20 protein-coding genes and 1 riboswitch are annotated in these 24,926 nt (G+C 73.5%); of the genes, 6 read left to right on the forward strand and 14 right to left on the reverse strand.

Annotation, left to right across the window (positions count from 1 at the left end; all coding sequences use genetic code 11):
- Positions 1-157 precede the first annotated feature (157 nt).
- The gene (locus O2W53_RS14325) at positions 158-2,836 is read left to right on the forward strand and encodes an MGH1-like glycoside hydrolase domain-containing protein (RefSeq protein WP_269163721.1); all 2,679 of its coding nucleotides are present in this window, start codon (positions 158-160) and stop codon (positions 2,834-2,836) included.
- A gap of 58 nt (positions 2,837-2,894) precedes the next feature.
- Here the strand turns inward: O2W53_RS14325 and O2W53_RS14330 are convergent, their stop codons facing one another.
- Complete coding sequence (locus tag O2W53_RS14330) at positions 2,895-3,782, reverse strand: DUF4190 domain-containing protein (protein ID WP_269163722.1); 888 nt, start codon at positions 3,780-3,782, stop codon at positions 2,895-2,897.
- Positions 3,783-4,000: 218 nt separating this feature from the next.
- On the reverse strand, positions 4,001-4,249 hold the full coding sequence (locus tag O2W53_RS14335; protein ID WP_269163723.1) for a hypothetical protein: 249 nt from the start codon (positions 4,247-4,249) through the stop codon (positions 4,001-4,003).
- A 449-nt stretch (positions 4,250-4,698) separates the two neighbouring features.
- On the opposite strand from O2W53_RS14335, the gene O2W53_RS14340 reads away from it, so the two are divergent.
- On the forward strand, positions 4,699-4,935 hold the full coding sequence (locus tag O2W53_RS14340; RefSeq protein WP_269163724.1) for a FitA-like ribbon-helix-helix domain-containing protein: 237 nt from the start codon (positions 4,699-4,701) through the stop codon (positions 4,933-4,935).
- Positions 4,932-5,330, forward strand: coding sequence for a type II toxin-antitoxin system VapC family toxin (locus tag O2W53_RS14345; protein ID WP_269163725.1), 399 nt, complete (start codon positions 4,932-4,934; stop codon positions 5,328-5,330). The genes O2W53_RS14340 and O2W53_RS14345 overlap by 4 nt, the downstream gene beginning before the upstream one ends.
- A 25-nt stretch (positions 5,331-5,355) precedes the next feature.
- On the opposite strand, the gene O2W53_RS14350 is transcribed toward O2W53_RS14345, so the two are convergent.
- From O2W53_RS14350 to O2W53_RS14390, 9 genes are all read right to left on the reverse strand, one after another.
- A complete protein-coding gene (locus tag O2W53_RS14350; protein WP_269163726.1) occupies positions 5,356-5,673 on the reverse strand; it encodes a DUF1905 domain-containing protein in 318 nt (105 codons plus the stop codon).
- Positions 5,673-6,050 carry a VOC family protein gene (locus O2W53_RS14355; protein WP_269163727.1) on the reverse strand — a complete coding sequence of 126 codons (378 nt, stop codon included), beginning with the start codon at positions 6,048-6,050 and terminating at the stop codon, positions 5,673-5,675. The genes O2W53_RS14350 and O2W53_RS14355 overlap by 1 nt, the downstream gene beginning before the upstream one ends.
- 110 nt (positions 6,051-6,160) lie before the next feature.
- Positions 6,161-7,123 carry an ROK family protein gene (locus tag O2W53_RS14360; RefSeq protein WP_269163728.1) on the reverse strand — a complete coding sequence of 321 codons (963 nt, stop codon included), beginning with the start codon at positions 7,121-7,123 and terminating at the stop codon, positions 6,161-6,163.
- Entirely contained in the window at positions 7,120-7,851 is a 732-nt protein-coding gene (locus O2W53_RS14365; protein ID WP_269163729.1) for a copper homeostasis protein CutC, read from the reverse strand. The genes O2W53_RS14360 and O2W53_RS14365 overlap by 4 nt, the downstream gene beginning before the upstream one ends.
- Positions 7,848-8,810 carry an asparaginase gene (locus O2W53_RS14370; RefSeq protein WP_269163730.1) on the reverse strand — a complete coding sequence of 321 codons (963 nt, stop codon included), beginning with the start codon at positions 8,808-8,810 and terminating at the stop codon, positions 7,848-7,850. Before O2W53_RS14370 ends, O2W53_RS14365 begins: the two co-directional genes overlap by 4 nt.
- The gene (locus O2W53_RS14375) at positions 8,800-9,669 is read right to left on the reverse strand and encodes an amino acid ABC transporter permease (RefSeq protein WP_269163731.1); all 870 of its coding nucleotides are present in this window, start codon (positions 9,667-9,669) and stop codon (positions 8,800-8,802) included. Before O2W53_RS14375 ends, O2W53_RS14370 begins: the two co-directional genes overlap by 11 nt.
- A complete protein-coding gene (locus tag O2W53_RS14380) occupies positions 9,666-10,310 on the reverse strand; it encodes an amino acid ABC transporter permease (RefSeq protein ID WP_269163732.1) in 645 nt (214 codons plus the stop codon). Before O2W53_RS14380 ends, O2W53_RS14375 begins: the two co-directional genes overlap by 4 nt.
- Positions 10,311-10,355: 45 nt before the next feature.
- Positions 10,356-11,318 carry a glutamate ABC transporter substrate-binding protein gene (locus O2W53_RS14385; RefSeq protein WP_269163733.1) on the reverse strand — a complete coding sequence of 321 codons (963 nt, stop codon included), beginning with the start codon at positions 11,316-11,318 and terminating at the stop codon, positions 10,356-10,358.
- Positions 11,319-11,399: 81 nt separating this feature from the next.
- Positions 11,400-12,140: an amino acid ABC transporter ATP-binding protein gene (locus O2W53_RS14390; RefSeq protein ID WP_442929283.1), complete on the reverse strand. Its 741-nt coding sequence runs from the start codon at positions 12,138-12,140 to the stop codon at positions 11,400-11,402.
- Between the two features lie 140 nt (positions 12,141-12,280).
- Between O2W53_RS14390 and O2W53_RS14395 the strand changes: the two genes are divergently transcribed.
- Together O2W53_RS14395 and O2W53_RS14400 are read left to right on the forward strand one after the other, a co-directional pair.
- Entirely contained in the window at positions 12,281-13,459 is a 1,179-nt protein-coding gene (locus tag O2W53_RS14395) for an ROK family transcriptional regulator (RefSeq protein ID WP_269163734.1), read from the forward strand.
- A 138-nt stretch (positions 13,460-13,597) separates the two neighbouring features.
- Positions 13,598-15,478, forward strand: a complete 1,881-nt coding sequence (locus O2W53_RS14400; protein ID WP_269163735.1) for a bifunctional metallophosphatase/5'-nucleotidase — start codon at positions 13,598-13,600, stop codon at positions 15,476-15,478.
- A 112-nt stretch (positions 15,479-15,590) separates the two neighbouring features.
- Here O2W53_RS14400 and O2W53_RS14405 read toward each other — a convergent pair whose 3' ends face one another.
- Positions 15,591-16,124 (reverse strand): C40 family peptidase, encoded by a 534-nt coding sequence (locus O2W53_RS14405; RefSeq protein WP_331253803.1) that lies wholly within the window; start codon positions 16,122-16,124, stop codon positions 15,591-15,593.
- Positions 16,125-16,140: 16 nt separating this feature from the next.
- A riboswitch (cyclic di-AMP (ydaO/yuaA leader) is annotated at positions 16,141-16,293 on the reverse strand.
- 520 nt (positions 16,294-16,813) lie between these two features.
- On the opposite strand from O2W53_RS14405, the gene O2W53_RS14410 reads away from it, so the two are divergent.
- Positions 16,814-18,013, forward strand: coding sequence for an HNH endonuclease signature motif containing protein (locus O2W53_RS14410; protein ID WP_269163736.1), 1,200 nt, complete (start codon positions 16,814-16,816; stop codon positions 18,011-18,013).
- A gap of 131 nt (positions 18,014-18,144) precedes the next feature.
- Here the strand turns inward: O2W53_RS14410 and O2W53_RS14415 are convergent, their stop codons facing one another.
- On the reverse strand, positions 18,145-23,820 hold the full coding sequence (locus O2W53_RS14415) for a DUF4011 domain-containing protein (protein WP_269163737.1): 5,676 nt from the start codon (positions 23,818-23,820) through the stop codon (positions 18,145-18,147).
- Between the two features lie 89 nt (positions 23,821-23,909).
- On the reverse strand, positions 23,910-24,803 hold the full coding sequence (locus tag O2W53_RS14420; protein ID WP_036337117.1) for a LysR family transcriptional regulator: 894 nt from the start codon (positions 24,801-24,803) through the stop codon (positions 23,910-23,912).
- Between the last annotated feature and the right edge of the window lie 123 nt (positions 24,804-24,926).

Consider the following 24,926-nt stretch of genomic DNA (forward strand, 5'->3'; position numbering starts at 1 on the left):
CCGTGGCAGTCAGCACCTCATCGCTCCGAGCGGCGGTACCGGGCGCACGGCCAACGGTGGGGACGGGTGCGACGGGCGGGGCGCCTGGCGGTGAGTCTCGTCTCGGACGGCCGGGTTCGACACGAGGATGCAACGCAGCCATGGGACGGTGGACGTCGTGTCTGCCGCGCCTGAACCCCAAGACACCCCGACCCCTCGCAGTGCCGAGCACGCGCGACTGGCCGAGTCGGCCGACATGGCCGCGCCATGGCGGATGTGGGGGCCCTACCTCGCCGGCCGCCAGTGGGGGACCGTCCGCGAGGACTACTCCGCCGACGGCGACGCCTGGGCGTCCTTCACCTTCGACCACGCCGTCGCCCGCACCTACCGCTGGGGCGAGGACGGGCTGGGCGGCATCTGCGACCGCTACGGCTTCCTCAACTTCTCCGTGGCGATGTGGAACGGCAAGGACCCGGTCCTCAAGGAGCGGCTGTTCGGCCTGACCAACGGCGAGGGCAACCACGGTGAGGACGCCAAGGAGCACTGGTGGCCCACCGACGGCACGCCCACGCACTCCTGGATGCAGTGGCTCTACCGCTATCCGCAGGCCGAGTTCCCGTACGCACAGCTCCGTGAGGAGAACGCGAAGCGCACCCGGCTGGAGCGGGAGTACGAGCTCGCTGACACCGGGGTGCTCGACGAGGACCGGTTCTTCGACGTCCAGATGACCTACGCCAAGGCCGGCCCGGACGACGTCTGCATCACCGTCACCGCCACCAACCACGGACCCGAGGCCGCACCGCTGCACCTGCTCCCGCAGATCTGGTTCCGCAACACCTGGTCCTGGGGCCTCGACGACCGCAAGCCCACGCTCGCCGCCCAGGACGAGGAGGTCGCGGCGGTCGTCGCCGAGCACGGCTACCTCGGTCGCTGGGTGCTCGCCGCCGACGGCAGCCCCGACGTCCTGACCTGCGACAACGAGACCAACGCCGTCGCTCTGTTCGGCGCCGAGAGCAACGCCAGCGAGTACACCAAGGACGGCATCGACCGCCGCGTCGTCCACGAGGACAAGTGCGCGGTGAACCCCGACCGGACCGGCACGAAGGCCGCGTTCTGGTACCAGTGGGACGCCGTCGAGCCCGGTGAGACCGTCACCGTGAAGCTCCGGCTGACGCAGGCCGAGCCCGAGCAGCAGATGTTCGGTGTGCAGTTCGACGAGGTCCTCGGCGTCCGGAAGACCGAGGCCGACGAGTTCTACGCCGGCGTCATCCACCCTGACCTCTCCGACGACGACCGGCACGTGGCCCGCCGCGCCTATGCCGGTCTGCTCTGGACCAAGCAGCTGTACCGCTTCGACGTCGCCCGTTGGCTGGACGGTGACCCCGACGTCCCGGCGCCCGAAGGACGCCGGGCCAAGGGCCGGCGCAACACCAGCTGGCGGCACGTCGCGCTCGCGGACGTGATCTCCATGCCCGACGAGTGGGAGTACCCGTGGTTCGCCGCGTGGGACACCGCCTTCCACACCCTCCCGCTGGCGCACGTCGACCCCGACTTCGCCAAGGAACAGCTCGTGCTCATGTGCCGCGAGTGGGCGATGCACCCCAACGGTCAGCTGCCGGCCTACGAGTGGGCGTTCGGTGACGTCAACCCGCCGGTGCACGCCTGGGCGGCCTGGCACGTCTACCGGCTCGACGGCTACCGCGACCAGCAGTTCCTCATCCGGGTGTTCACCAAGCTGCTGATGAACTTCTCCTGGTGGGTCAACCGCAAGGACGCCGACGGGTCGAACGTCTTCGAGGGCGGGTTCCTCGGGATGGACAACATCGCGCTGTTCGACCGGTCCGCACCGCTGCCGCCCGGCTACCGGCTGGAGCAGTCCGACGCGACCAGCTGGATGGCGTTCTACTGCCAGCAGATGCTCAAGATCGCCCTCGAGCTGTCGCAGTTCGACCGGGCGTGGGACGGCGTCGTCACCAAGTTCTTCGAGCACTTCCTCGCTATCTCCGAGGCGATGAACGCTTTCGGCTCGCACGAGGTGTCGCTGTGGCACGAGGACGACGGCTTCTTCTACGACGTCCTGGTCGCACCGGACGGGACGACGGAGTCGCTGCGGGTGCGCTCGATGGTCGGCCTGCTGCCGATCCTGGGCGCCACCGAGATCCCGGCCTGGGTCGCCGAGCGGTTGCCGGACGTCGCCGAGCGGGTGCGCTGGCTGCAGAAGCGCCGGCCGGAGCTGATGGGCCCGCTGCGCAGCCGGCGGGCGCCGGAGGGCCGCAGGTTGCTGCTCTCGCTGGTGGGCAAGGAGCGGCTGCAGCGGATCCTGCAGCGGATGTTCGACACCGAGGAGTTCCTCTCCCCGTTCGGCATCCGGTCGCTGTCGAAGTCGACCGGCCAGGTGTTCGCCAACGTCGGTGGCCGGGACGTCTCGATCGAGTACGAGCCGGGGGAGTCGCGCACCGGGTTGTTCGGCGGCAACTCCAACTGGCGCGGGCCGGTCTGGTTCCCGGTCAACGTGCTGCTGGCGGACAAGCTGCGCACGCTGGGCCGGCACTACGGCGACTCGTTCACCATCGAGATCCCCACCGGGTCGGGCACGCAGTGCACCCTGGTGGAGGCGGCGGACCTGATCGACAACAGCCTCACCCGGCTGTTCCGCCCGGTGGACGGCAAGCGCCCGGCCGACGGCGATCGGATCGAGTCCAGCGACTCACCGCTGTGGCGGGAGCACCCGACCTTCAGCGAGTTCTTCGACGGCGACACCGGCGAGGGCTTGGGCGCCACCCACCAGACCGGCTGGACAGCGCTGGTCGCCCACCTCCTCAACCCCAGGCTCCCCGCCGACCCCCGCTGGGCCTAGGCCTGGGCAGCGCAGCGGCCCGTGCCCCAGGGGGACACGGGCCGCTTGACCGGCTGGACTACTGGATGGCCCAGACCAGGGAGTCGTCCTCGAACGAGAAGCTCTCCGAGACCTCGACCTGGCCACCCTCGATGGCGGTCGGCGGCACGTCCATGCACACCTGGTAGGACGCCGTGCCGGCGGAGAGGAGCGTGGGTACCTCGGACGCCTCGTTGGGGATCACCGCGGAGCAGCTGCTGGTGTCGTACTTCCGCGCATCGGTGCCGATGAACTCGGTGGTGAGGTCGAGCCACGGGTCGCCCTCATCGGCCCCGTTGTAGGTCACGGTGAGGCCGACGAGGACGTACTGCCCGGTCGGCGCTTCGTTGAACTGGTTCTCATTGGCCACGATGTCGTTGCCGTTGGGCGTGACCGAGTCAACGGTGATCGTGTACTCGCTCAGCTCCCCGGACTGGCCGGGAGCCAGAACGGCCGCTGCCGCGGGGACTCCTGCCTCGGCGTCTGCGGAGGTCTCCGAGTCGATCGCCGACGAGCCGGCATCCACGGTCGGGTCCACGGACGAACTGTTGATCTCCTCCGTCACCTCGTCGATGACCTCGCTGTAGAACGCCTGCGTGGCAAGTACTCCGACGAGCGCGACCACGGAGAGGACCACGCCAGCGACAGAGAGGCCGAGGCCGGTCCGCTTGCCTCGGCGCGCGGAGATGAGCGCAGGGATCCCCAATGCGAGCCCGACCACGGCGAGGATCGCCGCGAAGTTGTTGATGATGGGCACCCAGCAGAGCAAGAGGGCGATGATCCCGAGCACGAGTGCCGCGATCGCGAGTCCGGAGCCCTTACGGGGAGCGGGCTGCTGCCCACCATGAGGGGCGTAGTTGGCGGGGGGCACCTCATACGGGGGTTGACCGGCCGAAGGGGCATACGAAGGTTCGTACGGGTGGGACAAGGAAGCTCCTACGGTCACTGGGCCGAGCAGGATGCCGGCATCCCCGTGAATATCGAGAGCAGACCGTCCGTCTTTAGCTGAAACCGGACGGTGTCGTCAGAAATCGCCCGTTGTCACCAGTGGACTTGCTGGCTTCACCATGCGCCACAACATGACATCGACCTCGGTTGGCGGTTGTGCTGGCCTTCACGTCCACGCCACCGCGTCTGGCGGTCCTGTCATTCGCTGCCCGCTGTGTGAACCGGGCGAGCCCCCCGCCCGCGGGTCACGATCGAGGTGAGCCCGAGGGCTTCGAACGCAGCGATCTCGTGTCGCTTGTCGTTCGGGTGGTCGTCGACCCAGAGCAGTCTCGGGTCTCGGCGGAGCCCTGCCAGTTCCTCGATCGCGGCCTCGACCTCTCGGTGGGCCAGTGCCTTGTCGACCGGCATGCCCTTGCTGGCCGAGGTGTCGGCGACGGCCTCGGTCACTGCGCTCGGGTCGCGTGCGACGAGGCTGATCCGCCCGCCGGGGAGTGTTGCCTTGACCTGTCCCGGTTCAGCAGCGCTCGGGAGGACGCCCGTCGGTGCGACCATCGCGCGACCTCGTGGCAGTTCTGTCGGTGGCTACTGCTCCACTCCACCCGGTCGCCGCCTGCGCGACCGCGAGTGGGAGGACGGTGCGTTGAGCGAATCGGTCGGTGTGCAGGTCGGGCAAGAGTGTCCGTCGTGTGGTCGGGAGGACTCCGTCCCACTGATCTGGGGGCTGCCTGATGCGGAGGGCATGCTGCTCGCTGAACGTGGCCTGGTGGCGCTGGGCGGCTGCCTGGTCGGACCCGACGTACCGGCTCTCGCCTGCCGCGGCTGCGGGCTGGAGTGGGGACGGGCCGAGTGAACCGTCCATCGATGCAGTTCAGCTGCCACGCTGCTAATCTGCATGCATGCCCGTCTCGATGACGATCCGCGACGTCCCCGATGAGACGCGCGACGAGCTCGCGGCCCGGGCCGCCCGGGCCGGTCAGTCGCTCCAGGAGTACGTCCGGGCTCAGCTGACCGCGCTGGCGCACCGGCCCAGCCCCGAGGAGCTGTGGGACCGCGTGCAGCAGCGGGTGCAGGAGACCGGTACTGCACTGTCGGCCGAGGTCATCCTCGACCTGCGGGCCGCCGACCGCCGGTGACGATCGTCGTCGACTCCTCGGTCGTCGTCGCCGCCCTGGTCGACAGCGGATCGGATGGCTCCTGGGCACGGGCCGGCCTGCGCGGGCAGGAACTCGCCGCGCCGTCCCACCTGTACGTCGAGGTGTCCAACGTCCTCCGCCGCGCCGTCATCACCGGGCGGCTCGGCCGTGAGGCCGGGGCCATGGCGCACGCCGACCTGGTCCGCATCCCCCTGGCCAGCTTTCCGTTCGAGCCACTGGCCGAGCGGGTCTGGGCACTGCACGGCGCCGTCACCTCCTACGACGCCGCTTTCGTCGCGCTCGCCGAAGAGCTCGAGGCGCCGCTGTGGACTCTCGACCGCAAGCTCGCCACCGCCTCCGGCCCGCGCTGCACCTTCCAGGTGCCCGACCGCTGAGAGTCGGGCGCATCGGAGTGCCTGGTCAGCCGCTCGTCGCTCGGGTGCGGGACCCCACCGGGTGCGCGGTGGTGACCCGCTCGGTCAGGTGGATCTCGACGGTGTCGCCGGCCTGCTTGCCGATCGCAGCGCGGAGCGCGGCCCGCACCGGCAGCTTGTGCGTCCCGTCGCCGAGCGCCATGAACGAACTCCGGAACGGGTGTCCGTCGATCGTCCCGCTGACCTTTACGAGCCCCCGGGTGCCGAAGAAGGTGACCGAGTCCGGCCACACCAGATACGTCCATCCGCCGTCCGCCGGGCTCTTCAGCAACCGGGCCGTGAACCGCTCGTCGAGGGCGGTCATCATGCACCTTCCACCAGCACCAGGACGTTGCCGTCCGGGTCGCGGACGGTGAACATCGGCGGGGCCATCTCGCCCATCCGCAGCACCTCGGCGTCGACGTCCACGCCCCGCCCGCGCAGCTGCGCGTGGGCGGTGTCCGCGTCGGCCGTGCCCAGCCGGATGCCCGGTGGGAAGCCGCTGCCGGCCGCGATGAGGGCGATCGACGTCCCCCCGCCGGCCGGCGCCACCTCGACCCAGCGCATGCCCGGACCCAGCTCCGTGTCGCGGACGACCTGCAGGCCCAGGTCGTCCACGTAGAAGTCAAGGGCCCGCTGCAGGTCCGATACCACCACGGTTGTCGTGGCGACCCGGGTGATGCCTGTCGTCGTCTCGTTCATGACGCTCCCTCTCCGACCGGCGCGCATCGCCAGGCAGAGATGAAGACCCGGCTCGTCCCCAGAAGTCATCGCCGAAGCCGGAGAGGGGCCGAAGTCGCGACTTCGGCCCCTCAGGGGATGGGGGCGCCGAGGAGGGCGTGCGGGGTCCAGGTCCCGAGGGCATCGGCGTGGCCGGCGGAGCGGAGGGCGAGGGCGGCGGCGCCGATCCAGCCGGCCTCGCTGCCCAGCTCGGCCACCCGCACCGGCGGGGCGGAGCGCCACGCCAACCCGGCCGCCAGTCCGGCTCGGACCGGTTCCAGCAGGGCGTCGCCGGCCGCGGTGAAGCCGCCGCCGAGCACGATCGTGGTCGGGTCCAGCAACAGCGTCGCGGTGACCAAGCCCTGGGCCAGCACGGCCATCGCCTCGGCCCACACCCGGTCGGCGTCCGGGTCGGCGCCGAGCCGGGCCACCACGTCCTCTGCCGGCAGCGGGACGCCGGAGAGGGCGGCGTAACGCCGGGCCAGGCCGGCGCCGGAGGCATAGACCTCCAGGCAGCCGCGCTGCCCGCACGTGCACGCCTCGCCGCCGGGCACCATCGGGATGTGGCCGAGCTCGCCGGCCGCCCCGCCGTCCCCGGTCACCGGCCGCCCGTCGGTCACCAGCGCCGCGGCCACCCCGGTGCCGATGGTCACCAGCACGAAGTCCTCGACGCCGCGCGCTGCCCCGAGCAGCTGCTCGGCCAGCCCCGCGGTCCGCACGTCGTGGCCGGTCACCACCGGCAGCCCGGTCGCCTCGGCCAGCAGCGCCCGCAGCGGCACGTCGCGCCAGTCGAGGTTCGACGCGTAGACGACCGTGCCGCTCGCCTCGTCGAGCATCCCGGGGGTCACCACGCCGGCGGCGACCACGTCCAGGCCCTGCTCACGCGCGGCGTCGGCCAGCGAGCGCAGGTGGCCAGCGATGGCGGCGACGGTGTCCGTCGTCGGGTCGGTGGGCCAGCGCTCGACCACCACCGGACGCCCGTCGCGGGTGACGACCGCGCCCTTCATCGAGGTGCCGCCGACGTCGATCGCCAGCACCGCAGGAGTGGTCGTCACGAGGCGAGCGCCTCGAGCACGGCCCGGATCGGCTCCGCGGAGGTGGCCAGCCGCGGGACGGCGTAGTCGACGCCGGTGGCCGAGCCGGCGGCCGCGGAGACGACCGGCGAAGCCGCCCGCAGGTGCACCTCGGGCACCCCCGTCGCCGCGACGAGGGCAGCCACGTTCGACCCGCGCACCGACCCACCGGCGAGCACGGTGATCCGGTCGCCCGCCAGCTCCACCAGCGAGCGGAGCACCGCGGCCCCAGCGGCAGCGGTCGGCGCGCCTCCTGAGGTGAGCACCCGGCAGACCCCCGCGGAGATCAGCGTGGGCAGGGCAGCCGGGAGGTCCGGCAGCGTGTCGAACGCCCGGTGGAACGTCACCGGGCACGGCCCGGCGGCCTGGACCAGTCGGGACAGCACGGCGGTGTCGATCGCACCGTCCGCGGTCAGCGCCCCGACCACGAACCCGACCTGCGCCGATGCGGGCAGCGCCCGGACGGCGGCGATGTCGGCGAGCATCACGTCGACCTCGGCGGGGGAGTACACGAAGTCCCCGGCGCGGGGCCGGATCAGCACCTGCACCCCGATCCGCGACACCTCGGTGAGGATCGAGGACACCAGCCCGATGGACGGCGTCGTCCCGCCCTCGGACAGCGCCGCGCACACCTCGACCCGGTCCGCGCCGCACTCCTCGGCGATCGTCGCGCCGGCGACGTCGTCGATGCAGATCTCGACCGCGGTCACCGGCGTTCCAGCCACGCCACGACGTCGGCACCCGGCTCGATCGCACCGACCGGCACCCCGCCGCCGAGCACCGGGAGAGCGGTCAGGGAAGCCGCGGCGGAGACGTCCACGCCCAGCCCACCGAGCACGGTCAGCGCCAGCAGCGTCGTCGCCCGCGGGTTGCCGTCCACGATCTTCATCGCCACCGCCTGGCCGTCCGGCCCGGCCACGCCGATCACGCCCTCCGCGCCGCCCTTGGCCACCGCGCCGGGCACGAGCTCCATCACCGCGGAGTTCTGGTGTCCGGTGCCGCCGACGAAGAAGGGGTGCGTCCGCATCGCGCCGGCCACCTCGGCAGCCGGACCCTCCGTCGCCAGCGACAGCGCACGGAAGGCCGTGGCCAGGCCGCGCACCGTGGTGCCGAACAGCGGGGCGCCGCAGCCGTCGATCGCGTCGTGTCGCACCGGCGCACCGGTCCACTCCGCGGTCACCGCGCGCACGTGCCGCTGCAACGGGTGCCCCGGGTCCAGGTAGGAGGCGGTCGGCCAGCCGTTGACCGCGCAGGCCAGCAGCATCGCGGCGTGCTTGCCCGAGCAGTTCATCCGCACGGTGCTCCGCTCGGCGCCGGCCCGGATGAGCGCGACGCGGGTCGGCTCGTCCTCGGGCCAGTCCACCGGGCACTGCAGCGCCGACTCGTCCAGCCCGGCCCGGTCGAGCAGCCGGCGGACGACGTCGACGTGCGCGTCCTCGCCGGTGTGGCTGCCGGCGGCGATCCCCAGCTCCGGCCCGGTCAGCGGGGCGCCGGCGGTCAGGCAGGCCAGCGCCTGCAACGGCTTGGTGGTGGAGCGCGGCAGGATCGTGGCGTCGGGGTCGCCCAACGACAGTGCGACGGAGCCGTCGGCGTCCAGGGCGAGCAGCGAGCCGAGGTGCCGGCTCTCCACCAGGCCCGAGCGGCGGACCACGGCCAGTTCAGCGGACAACGGGGGTCTCCAGTTCACGATCGGCGGCCTCTTCGGCGGGCCCGGCCGGCGGCGCCACCTGGCGGCGGACCCGGGTGCGCAGCCGTGCGGCCAGGTAGGACAGGGCGCCGTTGAACACCAGGTAGATCAGCGCCACCACGAGGAAGGTCTGGATGAGCAGCCGGTTGTAGGCGCTGAGCACCTGGGCCCGGTACAGCAGCTCGGTGAAGGCGACGACGTAGCCCAGCGAGGTGTCCTTGATCAGGCTCACCAGCTGGGTGACCAGCGAGGGCGTCACGTGCCGCAGCGCCTGGGGCAGGACGACGAAGCGCATCGCCTGGCCGCGCCGGATGCCCAGGCTCAGCGCCGCCTCGGTCTGCCCGCGCGGCAGGGCGAGCACCCCGGCGCGCACGATCTCGGCGACCACCGCGGCGTTGGCGATGGTCAGCGGCACGACGAGCTTCCAGAGCACCGGCAGGTTGATCCCGTACGCCGGCAGCCCGAACAGCATCAGGTAGATCAGCAGCAGCACCGGGATGGTGCGGGCCACCTCGATGTAGCCGGTGGACAGCCAGCGCAGCGGCCGGTTCTGCGACAGCCGGCCGACGGCCAGCAGCAGCCCGAACGCCCCGGCCAGGACGGCGACCAGCGCGGCCGCCAGCGCGGTGCCGCGCAGCCCGACCAGCAGGTAGGACCAGATCGGCCAGTCGAGGAACGGCGTCCACCGGTCGGCGTCCAGCTGCCCGGTCCGGCCGAACTGCACCAGCGCGAGCGCGAACACACCGGCCAGCACCAGGGCGCTGACCACCGAGCCGAGCAGGATCCGGCGCCGGGCCCGGGGCCCGGGGGCGTCGTAGAGGAACGCACCGCTGTGGCTCATCGGTGGATCGCCACCTTCTTCTCGATCCGCCCGGCGGCCAGCCCGATGGCCAGCGCGAGCGCCATGTAGGTGAGGCCGGCGGCGGTGAAGATCGGGATCGGCTGGGCCGCGACCAGGTTCACCTTGTTCACCGCCGAGGTCAGCTCGACCACGCCGACCGTGGCGGCCAGTGCGGTGTTCATCAGCAGCGCGATCATCACGTTGCCCAGCGGCTGGACGACGGCGCGCACCGCCTGCGGGACGACGACGAACCGCAGCGTCTGCGACAGCCGCAGCCCCATCGCCCGGGCCGCCTCGACCTGGCCGGCGGCGACGGTGTTGATGCCGCTGCGCACCGCCTCCGCGACGTAGGCCGCCTCGTAGACGGTGAGCACCACGATCACCGTGGTGGTCAGCGGCATCAGCAGCCCAGCGTCGGGCAGTGCGAAGACGGCCAGCAGCAGCAGCGCCAGCAGGGGGATGTTGACGAAGACCTGCACGTAGGCCCAGGCGGCCCCGCGCAGCACCGGGATGGGGCTCACCCGGGCCACGGTGATCAGCACCCCGAGCACCAGGGAGCCGGCCGCGGAGATCACCAGGATCAGCACGGTCGTCCCCAGCGCCCTCAGCAAGGGGTCCAGGTTCTCGATCACTGCAGTCACGTCGTCGTCCTCTGCTGGCGCTGTTGCTGCCTCAGGGGTGCCGGGTCAGGAGCCCGGCACCGAGCCGATCTCCGGCGGCGTCGGGGCGTCGCCCTCGACGACCGTCCCGAGGGTCGCCTCCCAGATCTCGGCCCACGAGCCGTCGTCCTCGATCTCCTCCAGCCAGGTGTTCACGAAGTCCTTGAACTCCGGCTCCTCCGGCGGGAGGCCGATGCCGTAGGGCTCCTCGGTGAACGGCTGGACGGCGATCTTGATGTCGTCGTTGGCGTCCGCCGCGGCCAGCAGCAGGGTGTAGTCCTGCACGTAGGCGTCGCCGCGGCCCTGCACCAGCGCCTGCACCGCCTGCGGGTCGGTGGCGAAGCTGGTCACCTCGGCGCCGGGGGCCACCTCGGGCACCGCGGTGACCGCCGGGGTGTTGGCGCCGACGATGACGTTCTTGCCGTCGAGGTCCTCGATGCTGGAGATGTCCTCGTTGTCGGCGGCGACCGCCACCGCGAGGCCCGAGGTGAAGTACGGGCCGGCGAAGTTGATCTGCTCGGCCCGCTCCTCGGTGATCGTGTAGGTGTTGAAGACGACGTCGACGGTGCCGTTCTGCAGCAGGGCCTCCCGGGTCTCCGACGCCGGCGGCACGATCTCGATGTTCGGCTCGCCCAGGATGTAGATGGCCAGCATCTTCGCCAGGTCGATGTCGAAGCCCTCGACGTCCTCGGGGTTGCTCGGGTCCTGCTGGGAGAGCAGGGGCGCGTCCAGGGCGGCGGCGACGCGCAGCACGCCGCGCTCCTTGATCTCGGCCATCGTGGACTCCGGGAGGATCAGCTCCTCGTCGGCGACCGGCGCGTCCTCGTAGACGGCGTCCAGGCCGGAGGCGGCGGTGTCGTCGCCTCCGCCTCCGGGGACGGCGTCGGAGGAGGAGTCGGACGAGCCGCACCCCGCGACCGCCACCGAGGCGGTGGCCAGCACGGCGGTGATCAGCGGGAAGCGGCGCCTGGGAAGGCGGATGTCACTCATGCCTTGCCTTTCTGATCAGCCCGGCCGGGGGAGCGGCGCCGGGCGTGGGGTGGGCGGGTCCGCCCGGGGTGCGCTCGGCCGTCAGTGGGCCAGCACGTTGGAGAGGAACGAGCGGGCGCGCTCGCTCCGGGTGGCGTCGAAGAACTCCGCCGGTGGGGCGACCTCGACGATCTGACCGGCGTCCATGAAGACGACCCGGTCGGCGGCGCGGCGGGCGAAGCCCATCTCGTGGGTCACCACGACCATCGTCATGCCGTCGGCGGCCAGCGAGGTCATCACCTCGAGGACCTCGTTGACCATCTCTGGGTCCAGCGCCGAGGTCGGCTCGTCGAAGAGCATCAGCTTCGGGTGCATCGCCAGCGAGCGGGCGATCGCGGCGCGCTGCTGCTGGCCGCCGGAGAGCTGGGCGGGGACGCGGTCGGCCTTGTCGGCGATGCCCACCCGCTCCAGCAACGCCATCGCCTCGGCGCGGGCGGTGGCCTTGCTCGCCCTGCGCACCTTCAGCGGCGCCAGCATCACGTTGTCCAGCACGCTGAGGTGGCCGAAGAGGTTGAAGGACTGGAAGACCATGCCGACGTCGGCGCGGAGCTGAGCGAGCTGGGTGCCCTCCGCGGGCAGCAGCTGGCCGTCGACCCGGATCTCGCCGGAGTCGATCGGCTCGAGCCGGTTGATCGTGCGGCAGAGCGTCGACTTGCCCGACCCGGACGGCCCGATGACCACGACGACCTCTCGCGGGGCGACCTCCAGGTCGATCGAGCGGAGCACGTGCAGCTCGCCGAAGTGCTTGTCGACGCCGCGCAGGCTGACCATCGGCGTTGTCACGGTCGGGCTCCTCCCGGTCGGCGCTGAACGATGGACGAAGGCTAAGTGACGATCGTTACAACCAGAAGTCCATCAAGTATTTCCACTTCCGGACTAAGTGACCGTTGCTTCGGACGACCGGCGTTGCTTCACTGACCGGCATGCCCACCCCCGCCGGTGACCGGTCGGCCACCTCCCCGAGCGAGGTCCTCTCCCTGGTCCGGCTCGGCCGCGCCACCTCGCGGGCCGACGTCGCCCGGGAGACGGGGCTCTCGGCGACCACCGCGGCCGCCCGGGTGGAGATGCTGATCCGGCGAGGCTGGCTGGTGGAGACCGGCACCGGGCCCTCGGCGGGCGGGCGGCCGCCGCGCCGGCTGGAGATGCGTGGCGCGGCCGGCCTGGTGGTCGCGGTCAGCCTGGGGGAGCGGCACGCGGCGATCGCCGTCCTGGACGCCGCCGGTCGGCAGGTCGCCGAACGGCACCTGCCCATCGCGGTCTCCGACGGCCCGGAGGCCGTGCTGCGCACCGTGGTGACCACGGTCGAGGAGTCCGTCGCCGGGCTGGACGACGCCCCGCCGCTGCTGGCGATGTGCGTCGGCGTGCCCGGGCCGGTCAGCGCGCGCACCGGCCTGGTCGTCTCCCCGGCCCGGATGCCCGGCTGGAACGGTGCCGACGTGGCCGCGATCGTGCGGCAGTGGCTGCCGGTGCCGGTGATCGTGCAGAACGACGCGAACCTGATGGCGCTCGGCGAGCACGCCGCCGGCGGGGCGCCGGCCGAGCAGATGGTGTTCGTGAAGGTCGGCTCCGGCATCGGCTGCGGCGTCGTCGCCGGCGGGGTGCTGCACCGGGGGAGCGGCGGGTTCGCCGGGGACATCAGCCACACCACCGTGCCCGGCGCCCCGCCGGTGCCCTGCTCCTGTGGGCGGGTCGGCTGCCTGGACGCGGTGGCCAGCGGCGCCGCCCTGGTCGAGCAGCTTGCCGAGCGCGGGGTCGACTCCTCAGGCACCGAGGGGATGCTCGACCTGGCCCGGGACGCCCACCCGCTGACCACCCAGCTGCTGCGCGAGGCCGGCGGCAGCACCGGCACCGTGCTCTCGACCATCCTCAACTTCTTCAACCCGGAGCGGCTGGTGATCGGCGGGCACCTGAGCAGCGCCGAGGCCTTCGTCGCCGGGGTGCGCTCGGCGATCTACGCCCAGTGCCCGCCGATGATCACCGACGGCCTGGAGATCGCGGTCAGCCGCGTCGGCCAGCACGCCGCCGTGCTCGGCGCCGCCCGGGAGGCCCTGGACCTGGCCTTCTCCCCGGAACAACTGGCCGCGCGCGCCGCCGCCCGCTGAGGTCCGCTCGGTCCACCCGGTGCTGCCTGCGTGAACACCTCGTGACCGCTGTCGACTTGTCGGCATCCCTCGTTACGTTGGCTCAGCAACCGCACAGCCGGCCCAGCAGGGGCGGCTGACGAGCTTGGGGGAGATCGCGTGCGCAGACGGACGACGGTGACGGTCGCGGCAGCGGTGCTGGCGATGAGCGTCGGGGCGGTGACCCCCGCGGCGGCGAGCCCGGGCGGTCACGACCACGGCCATGGGAACGACCACGGCCATGGGAACGGCCACGGTCACGGGAACGGCCAGGGTCACGGCAATGGCCAGGGGAACGGTCACGGCAAGGGGCACGGCGGCGGGCACGGCAAGGGGCAGAGCCTCGAGCTCACCATGCTGGCCACCACCGACGTCCACGGCCGCGCGCAGGACTGGGACTACTTCCGCGACGCGCCGTACAGCGACAGCGCCGGTGACGCGACGGGCCTGGCCCGGATCTCCTCGGTGGTCGACTCGGTACGCGCCGAGAAGGGCGCGGACAGCGTCTTCGTCGTCGACAACGGCGACTTCCTGCAGGGCACGCCGCTCACCTACCTCGCCGCCCAGCAGCCGCCGGAGGCCGAGCACCCGATCGCGGCGGCCTACGACGTCATCGGCTACGACGCCCAGGTCGTCGGCAACCACGAGTTCAACTACGGCCTGGACACCCTCGCCGGCTACGTCGACGACGTCGACCACCCGGTGCTCGGCGCCAACGTCATCGACGTGGAGACCGGCGAGCCGTACCTGCCGCCGTACACGCTGGAGCGGATGAAGGTGCGCGGCGCCAAGCCGGTCACCGTCGGCATCATCGGCCTCACCACACCGGGCTCGGCGATCTGGGACCGCAACAACGTCGAGGGCGAGCTCGAGTTCCGCGACATGGTGGAGACGGCGGAGGAGTGGGTGCCGGTCGTCGCCGAGCAGGCCGACGTCGTCGTCGTCCTGGCGCACGCCGGGGTCGGCGGGACGTCGTCCTACGACGACCCGGCCGTCGGCACGGAGAACCCCTCCGACGTCATCGCCCGCACGGTGCCCGGCATCGACGCGATGGTCGTCGGCCACACGCACCGCGACGCCCCGTCCCAGGTCGTGGTCAACGAGGTCACCGGCGAGGAGGTGCTGCTCACCCAGCCCTACCGCTGGGGCGCCACGGTCAGCCAGGTCGACTTCGAGCTGACCAAGACCCGTGGTCAGTGGGACGTCACCGAGGCCACGGCCACCGCACTGCGCACCAGGGACTACCCGGAGGACCCCGACGTCCTCGCCGTCACCGACGAGGCGCACCAGGCGACGGTCGACTACGTCAACCAGGTCGTGGCCACCTCCACCGAGGAGCTGACCACGCTCACCAGCCGGTACGAGGACACCCCGATCCTCGACTTCATCCAGCAGGTGCAGACCGAGACCGTCGACGCTGCGCTCGGGGGCACCGAGTGGGCCGACCTGCCGGTGCTGTCGATCGCCGCGCCGTTCAGCCGGGAGGCGGTCTTCCCGGAGGGTGAGGTCACCATCCGGGACATCGCCGGGCTGTATGTCTTCGACAACACGCTGGAGGCGGTGGAGATGACCGGCGCCCAGGTGCGCGACTACCTGGAGGAGTCGGCGAGCTACTTCACCCAGGTGCCGGCCACCGGGCCCGTCGACCCGGAGACGATCACCAACGCCGACGGGACGCCGGACTACAACTACGACGTGCTCTCCGGCGTCGAGTACGACCTGGACGTCTCCCGGCCGGTCGGCGAGCGGGTCACCCGGCTGGAGATCGACGGTGAGCCGGTGGCCGACGACGCCCGCTTCGTCGTCGCGGTGAACAACTACCGGCGCTCCGGCGGTGGCGGTTTCCCGCACATCTCCACGGCCCCGGTGGTCTACAACGAGCAGCTGGAGATCCGTCAGCTGCTCATCGAGTGGGCCCAGGAGCGCGGCGTGATCGACCCGGCCGACTTCTACGTGGAGAACTGGCAGCTCGTCCGCGACGGCGAGCCGCTGCTCGGCTGACCCTCCGGAGGGGCCGGTGTCGCGACATCGGCCCCTCCGGCACGGCGAACGCCCCGCTCCCCGGTCTGGGGGAGCGGGGCGTTCGTCGTGCGACTGCCCTCGGGCGAGCGGGTCAGACCAGCCGACGCGCGGAGTTGTAGCCCCACATGGTGTCGACGTTGATGGTGCGGACGACGTCCCCGGCGGTGGGGGCGTGCACCATCAGGCCGTTGCCGATGTAGATGCCGACGTGGCCCACCGGGTCGTAGAAGAAGACCAGGTCACCGGGCTGCAGGTCGGCGCGGGCCACGGGCACGCCCATCGTCGACTGCATGCGGGAGGAGTGCGGCAGCGTGATGCCGGCGGCCGCGAAGGAGAACTGCGTCAGCCCGGAGCAGTCGTAGACGTTCGGGCCGGCCCCGGCCCAGACGTACGGCTTGCCCTGCTGGGCGAGCGCCGTGTCGACGATGATCTGGGCAGCTGCGTTGGGAGCCGCGACCGGGGCCACCGGTGCCGCGACGGGTGCTGGGGCGGCCGCTCCACCGCCGCCGACCGAGGCCTGGGCGGCCATCGGCGTGAGGGCGACGCCCGCGCTGGCGAACAGCGCGATCAGTGCCCGGCGACCGGAACGGGAGGGACGGGCAGGGGACGTGCGAGTGGTCGTCATGGACGACGGGTTCTCCTTGTTCTCCTCAACCGCCTACCGAGTTAGCTGACGGGTTCGGGCGGGGAACTCGCCCGGCGCTCCGGCACTCGCGTGCCCTTGCGCTTCACCCCAAGACTGCGGTGGGTCCCCGGTCCGGGCGTCCGCGGCGACGATGCGGCGGTTGCCCGGTTCGGCGGTGCTCGCCGGTGTCACCGTGTGTGGTGACTCAGGGGCCGGCGGGCGCGGATGACGGTAGGGCTGTCATGGATTTGTCACAAAGTGCCGCGCGTTGCGGTTCCGACACCCCGTGGGGCTGCAACACGCCCGGCCGGCGAGGACGACTCGCCGAGCTGACGTCGAGCAACGCCGGAGCCGGTTGTCGGCGAGGTCGGCTCTCGCCGGCTGTTCCCGCCGGGAATCCGATTTCTGGTCGGACGGCGGGTGGGCACGTTTCGTGTTCGACGCGACACGGCCCGCTGCCTGAGGTGCCGCGTGATCGGCTCTCCCGTCGACCAGCTCCCAGGGCGACGCTGGTCGCTGATCACGTCTGCCGCTCTTGCGGTCGGGCCGATCGCCGACGAGCCACGATCGGCCGTGGCAAGTGGCTGTTGGAATCTGTGGACAGGCCTCTGACCTGGGGATTCGCTTTGCCTGAAGCATGTGCCGGCGGTAGTATTCGTACACACGTTCGAATACGTCGGGAGGTGTCCGTGAGCGAGTTGATGTCAGCTCTGGACGCCTTGGCGGCCGAGGAGTTGCACGGGTTGACGGACGGCCGCGTGCTGGACCGGGTCGCCGAGTTGGTGGCCGTGCAGAACCGGGTCGCCGCGGAGCTGACCCGCACGGTGCGCCGCGCGGACACCACGCAGGCCGCGGAGCACGACGGGTTGAAGAGCATGCGGTCGTGGTTGATCGGGCACGCGCGGCTGGCGCCGACGGACGCGTCGCGGGTCCTGCGGTCGGGTCGGGCGTTGGAGCACTTCCCGGCGCTGGCGGCCGGGTTCGCTGAGGGGTCGGTGACGGCGGCGCAGATGGACGTGGTCGCCGCTGCGGTGGGGGAGCGTGAGCGGGCTCGAGCCGCCGAGCAGGGCATCGACCTGGCTGCGTTCGATCGGGTGTGGGCGCAGGTGGCGGCGGAGTCGCCGCATCAGTCGTTGGTGGCTGCGGTGCAGGCCTTCGAGGACGCCCTCGACCCGGACGGCCCGGAGCCTGATCCGACGGAGGGGCGGCGGCTGACGATCGCCAAGCACGCCGACGGCAGCGTCACCGGCCGGTTCGACCTCGACGCTGTTGGTGGGGAGAAGGTGCAGGCCGCGATCGAGTCGATCGTGCAGGCCGACCGGCCCCAGGGTGATGAACGGACCCGCGCGCAGCAGAACGCCGATGCGCTGGTGCAGCTGTGCGACAACCAGTTGGCCAGCGGTGATCTGCCGATCCTGCGGACGGTGAAGCCGCACGTGGTGGTGGGCATCGACCTCGACGACCTCGTCGACCCCGCCACCGGTGCCGGGGCGGCGAGCACCGGCTTCGGGGCGACGATCTCCGCCGCCCGTGCCCGCTACCTGGCCTGTGACGGCAGCATCTCCCGGATCGTCATGGGCCCCGACGGGGTGCCGCTGGACCTGGGGCGGGACCACCGGGTGGTCACCCCCGGCCTGCGCAAGGCCGTCGAGCGGCGGGACAAGTCCTGCGTGTTCGCCGGCTGCGGCGCCCCGTCCTGGTGGTGCGACGTGCACCACCTCATCCACTGGCTGCACGGCGGCGAGACCTCGCTGCAGAACTCAGCGTTGTTGTGCGAACGCCATCACACCAAGGTCCACCACGGCTTCCGGGTGCAGCGAGATCCCGGCGGGCGATGGCGCACCTACCGCCCCGACGACACCGAGATCCTCATCGGTCCGCTGCTGTAGCGCGGCAGGGATCGCGGGCCCCGCCGTCAGCAGGACGGCGGGTCCGCAGGCTGCGCAGGTCCGGGCGGATGTCCCGCCGACAGCGGAGGCGGCCCGAGCAGCTCCTCAGCCCTCGTCGGCTCCCGGCCTGATCACCCTGCGGCGGGCTGGTCCAGGTGTTCCCGCACCACCGTGCTCGGCGGGACGGGCGGGGTGGGGACCGCGTGCAGGTCCGCATCGCCGTCCGCCACCGCGGTCAGCCACTGACCAGCGCTCTGCCGGGTGATCCGGCCGGCCCGCACCGCCTGGGCCAGCGCCAGCTCCAGCGGCGGCATCAGCACCGGGTGCCGGCGGCGGTGCCCGAACACCGCCAGCGTCTGCTGGAACAGGTCGTCGCGGGTCATCCCGGCCACCGACCGGCACAGCGCCACCATCGCGTTGCCGATCTCCTCCGGCGGCACGTGCTCCAGCGCCCGGTCGGTGCTCGCCGCCTGGCGCCGGAACGTCGTCCACCCCGCCGGGTCCAGCGGCGTCCGGTCCGAGGTCGCCGGCCACAGGAACTCCGCACCCGGCTCCGGCAGCAGCGCCAGGATCGACGCCATCCGCGCCGCGTTCACCCGCGGCACCCCGAACGCCGACGCCGTCAGCCGGGCCAGCCGCTCCCGGTGGATCGGCCCCTCCGCCCGGATCCCCGCCGCCAGCACCCGCCGCACCAGCCGGGCCGCCTCCGGGTTCGCCAGCTGCCGCAGCATCTGCGGCTCGCCCACCGGCTTCGGCGTCCACGCCCGGAACGGCACCTCACCCGCCAGCAGCGCCGGCGTCACCACCGGGTGCGCCGCGCAGCGCACCGGCTCCGCCGTCGACACCTCGTCCTCCACGTCGGGGGCGTCCGGGTCGAACGGGTCGATCTCCTCCTCCGGCTCGGCGACCTCGGCGACCGGGGCCGGCAGCGGCGGCAGCAACGGCGCCACCGGAGCAGCACCCGCCACCGCCGCGACCAGCCGGTCGAGCACCGTCTCCTCCTCGGCCAGCCACTCCGGCAGCCACACCCGCTCCACCGCCGGCCAGCCCCGCAGCTCCGCCAGCTCCAGGTACGCCAGCTCGCGGTCCACCGGCGCCCGCTCCGCCCACGCCGGGCCGTCCAGCAGCACCGCCAGCACCGGCCGCGCCGGCGCCTCCGCCCGGGCGACGGTCAGGTCGACCCGGAACGGGGAGAGCCCGACGTCGGTGCGCACCACGAGCCCGCGCCCCCGCAGCGCGGCGGCGACCTCCTCCCGGTGCGGGTCCGGCACCGCGCCGGAGCGCCGCGGGACCGTGTCCGTGCCGTGCACCGCCTGCTCCAGGTAGGTCCGCAGCCGACGCACCCCCGGCTGGGTCGTCGTCACCGGCCGCAGCAGCGACAGCCGGAACGACGCGAACACCACGACCTGCCGGCGGGCCCGGCTCATCGCGACGGTCAGCCGCCGCTCACCGCCGGCCCGGTTCAGCGGCCCGAGGTCCAGCGGCAGGCAGCCGCGCTCGTCGGCCGCGCACCCCAGCGACAGCAGGACGACGTCGGCCTCCTCGCCCTGCGCGGCCTCCACCTCCCGCACCCGCAGCTCGCCCCGGTCCAGCGCCTCCGCCGCCCGGTCCCGGCCCACCCGCAGCAGGCCCTCGATCAGCCGGCGCTGCGGCCCGTGCAGCGTCACCACGGCCACCGAGGGCACCGACTCTGCCGAGGCCGCGAACCGCTGCCGCAGCTCGGCCACCACCGCCTCCGCCTCGGCCGGGTTGGTGCCCCGCTGCTCGCCCGCGCGCAGGAAGACGCCGTCCACCTGCACCAGCGAGATCGCCGGCCCGGCCGGCGGGCCGGGCACGGTCGTCAGCCGGGAGCCGTAGGCCGCCACGTCGGCGAACGCGACCAGCGACTCGTCGGCGCTGCGGTGGTGCCAGGTCAGCTCCCGCCGCGGCACGCCGGCGCGCAGGCAGGCGACGAGCAGCCCCTCGTCGGGGGCCTCGTCGACCGCTGCACGCGGCGGAAGCTGCTGGCGGTCGCCGACCACCACCGCCGCGCTGGCCCGGCCCAGGGCACCGAGCGCGTCGGTGACCCGCAGCGACGACGCGTCCTCGATCACCACCAGGTCGAACGAGCCGGCGGTCGGGGGGAGGAAGCGGGCGACGGCGTCCGGGGTGGCCAGCACCGCCCGGGTCCGGTCGCCCTCGGCGAGGGCCGCAGCCGCCTGGGTCCGGGCAGCCGCCGACGCCGCGAGCGCCCGGTGGACCGCCTGCTCCGCGGCTCGCGCGTCGGCGGCGCCGAGCCCGCCGGCCGCGGAGCGCTCGGCGAACGACGCCTCGGCCACCCCGCGGTCGAAGGCGGCGACGGCGTCGTCGGCGGGCACCGCTCCGGACAGCAGTGCGGCGCGCGCCTCGGCGAGCCCGGCGGCCTCCAGCAGGTGCAGGTGCCGCAGCAGGTCCAGCCAGTGCCCGAGCGAGGGGACGCCGAACTGCTCGACGGCCCGCTCGTCCTGCGTCGTGTCCCACAGCCGCACCAGGCCGGTGTCCCCGGCCCACGCGACGAGCTGGTCCAGCGAGCCCAGACAGGCCACCGGCAGGGCGGTCAGCGCGGCCCGCAGCTTCCGGACCGCCACCGCCCGGGCCGGGTCCGGTGCCGGCGAGGTGTCCAGGAAGCGGCGCATTGGGGGAGTGAAGGTCGGGTCGCCGTCCAGTGCGGAGCCGAGCCGGCGCAGGGCGGCGACCTGCCGTTCGACCAGCTGCGGGTCGGTCAGCGGGTTCCAGTTCCACGGCACCGCGAGCCCCGCCACGTCCGAGCAGCGCAGGGTCAGCTCGCGGGCCGCTCCCTGCACCTGGAGCAGCTCCGCGGTCAGCACCGGGACGTCGGTCGGCTCCACGTGCGCGTCCGGCCGCAGCGACGGGGTGAGCTCGGTGAGCACCGCCGCCAGCCGCTTGGCCCGGCCGAACCGCCCGGACACCGCCGCCTGCTCGGCGTCCTCGGCGATCCCGGCCAGCGGCAGGTCCAGCGCCTCGGGCAGGGCGACGTCGAGCCCGGGATGCGCCGCGGTGACGAACGCGGAGATCTCGGCGAGCAGCACGGCGGCGTCCTCCGCCCACTCCGGGGTGCGGACGGCGTCCACCGCGGCGAGCGGCACGTCCGGGCCGGCCAGCACGGTGGCGACCGCGTCGAGGTCCTCCGGGGTCCGCGCCGCGGCGATCACCCGCGCCAGCGGCCCGGCGGGCGGCAGCGCGCGCAGCGCCGTGTCGACGGCGAGCACCGCGGCGTGCACCGCCACCGGGTCGGCGTCGGCGGAGTCGAGGAACCCCCACGGGTGCCGCGGCCGCGGCCGGGTGCGCGCGGCGACCTCGGGGAGGGTGGTGAGCAGCTGATGGACCTTGGCGGTGGTGCGCGCCGACGCGGTGGCGACGAACGTCGTCGCCAGCGGCAGCGCCGGGGTGCCGGGCACCGCGGAGAGCACGCCGGCGCGGGCGGCGTACAGCGACAGGCCGGCGGAGTTGGGGGCGTGCAGCCGTTCGGCGTAGCCGGCCAGCTCGCGCCGCGCCGTCCGCAGCTCGTCGGGGAACGCAGGGAGCGCGGCGAGCGCCGGGAGGTCCCCGGCATCGGGCGGGACGGCGGCGGGACGGCGCAGGCCGGTGACCAGCCCGCCGAGCCCCACGTCGTCGAGCCGCCGGGACACCGCGTCCAGCGCGGACTGCTGGGCGGCGAGGACCAGCACCCGCTGACCTCCGGCCGCGGCCGCGGCGACCAGGTTGGCGACCGTCTGCGACTTGCCGGTGCCGGGCGCGCCCTCGAGCACGAAGGTCCGCCCGGCGGTGGCGTCGGTGATCGCCTGCAGCTGGTCGGTGTCGGCGGACAGCGGCAGGGTCGCGGCGAGCTCGGCCAGGTCGGTGGCCAACGCGCTGCCGGGTGCCGGCACGGGGTCGACGAAGGGCTGGCCGGGGCGCAGCAGCACCGGCACCAGCGGGTTGCGCAGGGCGGCCGCGCCGAGCTGGTCGACGTCCTGCCGGATCCGGGCGGACGCCGCGGGCAGCACCGCCAGATCGGCGGTCGGCTCGACCCGGTGCGGCAGTCCGCGCTGGGCCAGCTCCTGCCGCAGCGCCGGCAGGACGACGGCCAGGTCGGGGTCACCGCCGTCGTCCAGGGCCGGCACGGCGACGCCGGTACGGCGGCGCAGCTCGGCAAGCAGGTGCCCGTTCGGGCCGATCGCCCCCGCCGGGTCGGCGGTCAGCCGGTAGGCGCCGGTGCTCGCCACCCGGGAGAGGAGGACCGGCACCAGCACCAGCGGCGAGCGCACCGGCTGCCCGTCGAGCTCCCAGGTCACCGACCCCAGCGCCAGGTACAGGTCGCCGGTGCCGGTCTCCTCGACCAGCGCGGCCGCCCGGTCGGCGAGCCCGGCCAGCCGGCGCGCGTAGTCGACCGAGCCCAGCTCGGCGTACAGCCCGCCGTGCTCGACGAGCAGCTCGCCGAGCTGGTGCGGTGGCAGGTCCCGGGCCGACCGGATGCCACGCCGCCGGGCCGCGGCACCGAGCTGGTCGGTGGGCACCAGGGTGAGCGCGGCGTCGTCCGCGAGCCGCTCGGCGAGGACGGTCAGCCGCCCGGGCGGCACGGTGAGCGGCACGACGCCGCCGTCGGCCCGGTCCAGGTCCAGCAGCGCGGCCGCCGTCCCCGCCGGTCGGGCTCCCGCGCGGGTCGGGCTCCCGTTCGGGCTGCGGTCGGGCAGCCCCGGCAGCGGGAGCGGGACGACGCCGTCCAGCCGTGCGCGGTGCACGTCGGTGACCCCGAGCACCCGGTGCAGGTCACCGGTGAGCCAGGCGGCGGCGGCCGTGCGGTGCAGGTCGCCGAAGGTCGCCGGCTCCGCGGCGATCCCCAGCATCGTGGTCTCCACCAGCGCGATCGCGCCCTGCTCGACCAGCTCGGCGAGCCCGGAGACCTCGGTGGTGGCCGCGCTCTCGGCGCAGCGTTCGACCCGCCAGTAGCCGAGGAAGGCGTGCCCGGGGCAGGTCGCGCCGTCGGCGGCGATCCACAGCAGCGGGCGGATCCCGGCGTGCTCCAGCGCGGCGGCCAGGGTGAGCACGGTGTCCAGGCTGGTGCCGGCCCGGTCGTCGAGCACCTGGTCGGGGGTGCGCACCCGCTGGGGGACGTCGGCCCAGCCCGCGAGCGCGGGGCGCGGCCGGATCGCCCGGCGCCGCATGGCCTCCACGATCGCCGCGGCCGTCTCGTCGATGCGCGTCCCGTCGAGGCGTGCGGTGCCGTCGATGCGTGCGCTGCCGGTCGGGTGCCCGCCGACCGTGGGGTCACCGGTGCGCAGGCGAAGCAGGTCGGCGGCCGCGCCGACCAGCCCGGCCACCGCGGGGGAGCCCGGCTGCACGTGCGCGGCCAGCAGTTCCAGGGCCAGCGGCGTCGGCGCGGCCAGCCACTGCCCGGAGGCGAGCACCCGCACGGCGGTGCGGGTGCAGCCCAGCAGCTGCCCGTCGCGCTCGACCCGGGCCTCGACGGTGGCCGTGCCCGGTTCGGCGACGCCGGCGAGGACGGCCGGGTCCAGCCGCAGGTCGAGGTCGGTGAAGACCGTCGTCTGGCCGGGCTCGACGTCGACGGTCAGCTCGACCGGGTCGCCCAGCGGGCCGTCGGAGGAGGCGATCGTGACGACCACCCGCGCGCCGGGCACCGGCTCGCCGGCGCCGGTCAGCGTGAGGCCGGCGACGACGGACACGCCGGCGCGGGCCAGCGCCTCGCCGACCACGGGCACGCAGTCGAGGGCCACGGAGAGCTGGAGATCGGCTGCCGCGGTGTGCTGCGGGCACGGGGAGACGCCCATGGAGTCGTTCTACCTCCGCCGGGCCCCCGGATCGGGGAGCCCGGGCGGGGGTGTGACAACTGGGGCGGGAGGGTCGCCCCGCGAGGTGCTCAGCCCGGCGACCAGGGCGTTGCGCCCAGCACCTGGACCAGCGTGGTGGTGGTGGCGCGGGCCGGCGGGCGCCAGGCGGCCCAGGTGACGACGGCGAGGTCGCGACCGGTGGCGTCCCGCTCCATGAACGGCACCCACCGCCAGCCCGACAGGTTGCGCCGGGCCGACGCCTCGGTCATCAGCGCCGCCTCGACCTTCGAGCTGACCGCGATCAGCTCGCTGTGCACGGAGAACCGCCGGAACATCCAGTGGGTGTGCACGCCGGCGGCGGCCGACGCCGACCGGAGCCGGGCCTCCTCGCTGGTGATCTCCCCGGAGGCGTGTGCCATCACCCGGCGCCCGTCGAGGTCGGCGAACCGGATGGACGGGCGGTCGCCCAGGGGGGAGTCCGGTGGCACGGCGACGCCCAGTTCCTGGGTGAGCACCGGGGCGCAGCCGAGGTCCGGCGGCTGGACGTGCAGCAGGCCGACGTCGATCAGCCCGTTGCGCAGCAGGTTCTGCTGCTCGTCGCTGCTGGCCTCGACCAGGGAGAGCGCGACGTGCGGCAGGGAGGCCTCGAGTGCGGCGATGACCGCCAGGAACCACTCGTGCGGCACCCCCGGCGGGAGCCCCAGCCGGACGATCTCCTGCCCGGCCCCGAAGGTGCGCACCACCTCGGGGATCCGCTCGAGCTGGGCGAACACCACCGCGACGTGCTCGTGCAGGCCCCGGCCGGCCGCGGTGAGCACCATCCCGTCGGCCGTCCGCTCGAACAACCGGTGCCCCAGTTCCCGCTCCAGGTCGGCGATCTGCCGGCTCAGCGAGGGCTGGGTCATGTGCAGCATCGCCGCGGCACCGCTCACCGACCCGGCCTCGGCGACACGGGCGAAGTAGGTCAGATGCCGCAGCTCCACGGGGGCAGCCTATGCCTGACAGGCATCGCGCTACTGCGGAACAGGCATTTGCGGTCTACCCCGACCGCGGACAACATCAATAGGGCGCAGTGAGCCGCACCACAGTGCGGGCCGGCGCGACCT

The sequence above is a fragment of the Modestobacter sp. VKM Ac-2978 genome, from assembly GCF_026968025.1.
GTDB lineage: Bacteria > Actinomycetota > Actinomycetes > Mycobacteriales > Geodermatophilaceae > Modestobacter.

Coding starts and splice junctions, on each gene's coding strand:
- O2W53_RS14355 (WP_269163727.1), bottom strand. CDS start 6,050: ATGAACGAGACGACGACAGGCATCACCCGGGTCGCCACGACAACCGTG.
- O2W53_RS14405 (WP_331253803.1), bottom strand. CDS start 16,124: ATGACGACCACTCGCACGTCCCCTGCCCGTCCCTCCCGTTCCGGTCGC.
- O2W53_RS14415 (WP_269163737.1), bottom strand. CDS start 23,820: ATGGGCGTCTCCCCGTGCCCGCAGCACACCGCGGCAGCCGATCTCCAG.
- O2W53_RS14385 (WP_269163733.1), bottom strand. CDS start 11,318: ATGAGTGACATCCGCCTTCCCAGGCGCCGCTTCCCGCTGATCACCGCC.
- O2W53_RS14395 (WP_269163734.1), top strand. CDS start 12,281: ATGCCCACCCCCGCCGGTGACCGGTCGGCCACCTCCCCGAGCGAGGTC.
- O2W53_RS14350 (WP_269163726.1), bottom strand. CDS start 5,673: ATGACCGCCCTCGACGAGCGGTTCACGGCCCGGTTGCTGAAGAGCCCG.
- O2W53_RS14340 (WP_269163724.1), top strand. CDS start 4,699: ATGCCCGTCTCGATGACGATCCGCGACGTCCCCGATGAGACGCGCGAC.
- O2W53_RS14375 (WP_269163731.1), bottom strand. CDS start 9,669: ATGAGCCACAGCGGTGCGTTCCTCTACGACGCCCCCGGGCCCCGGGCC.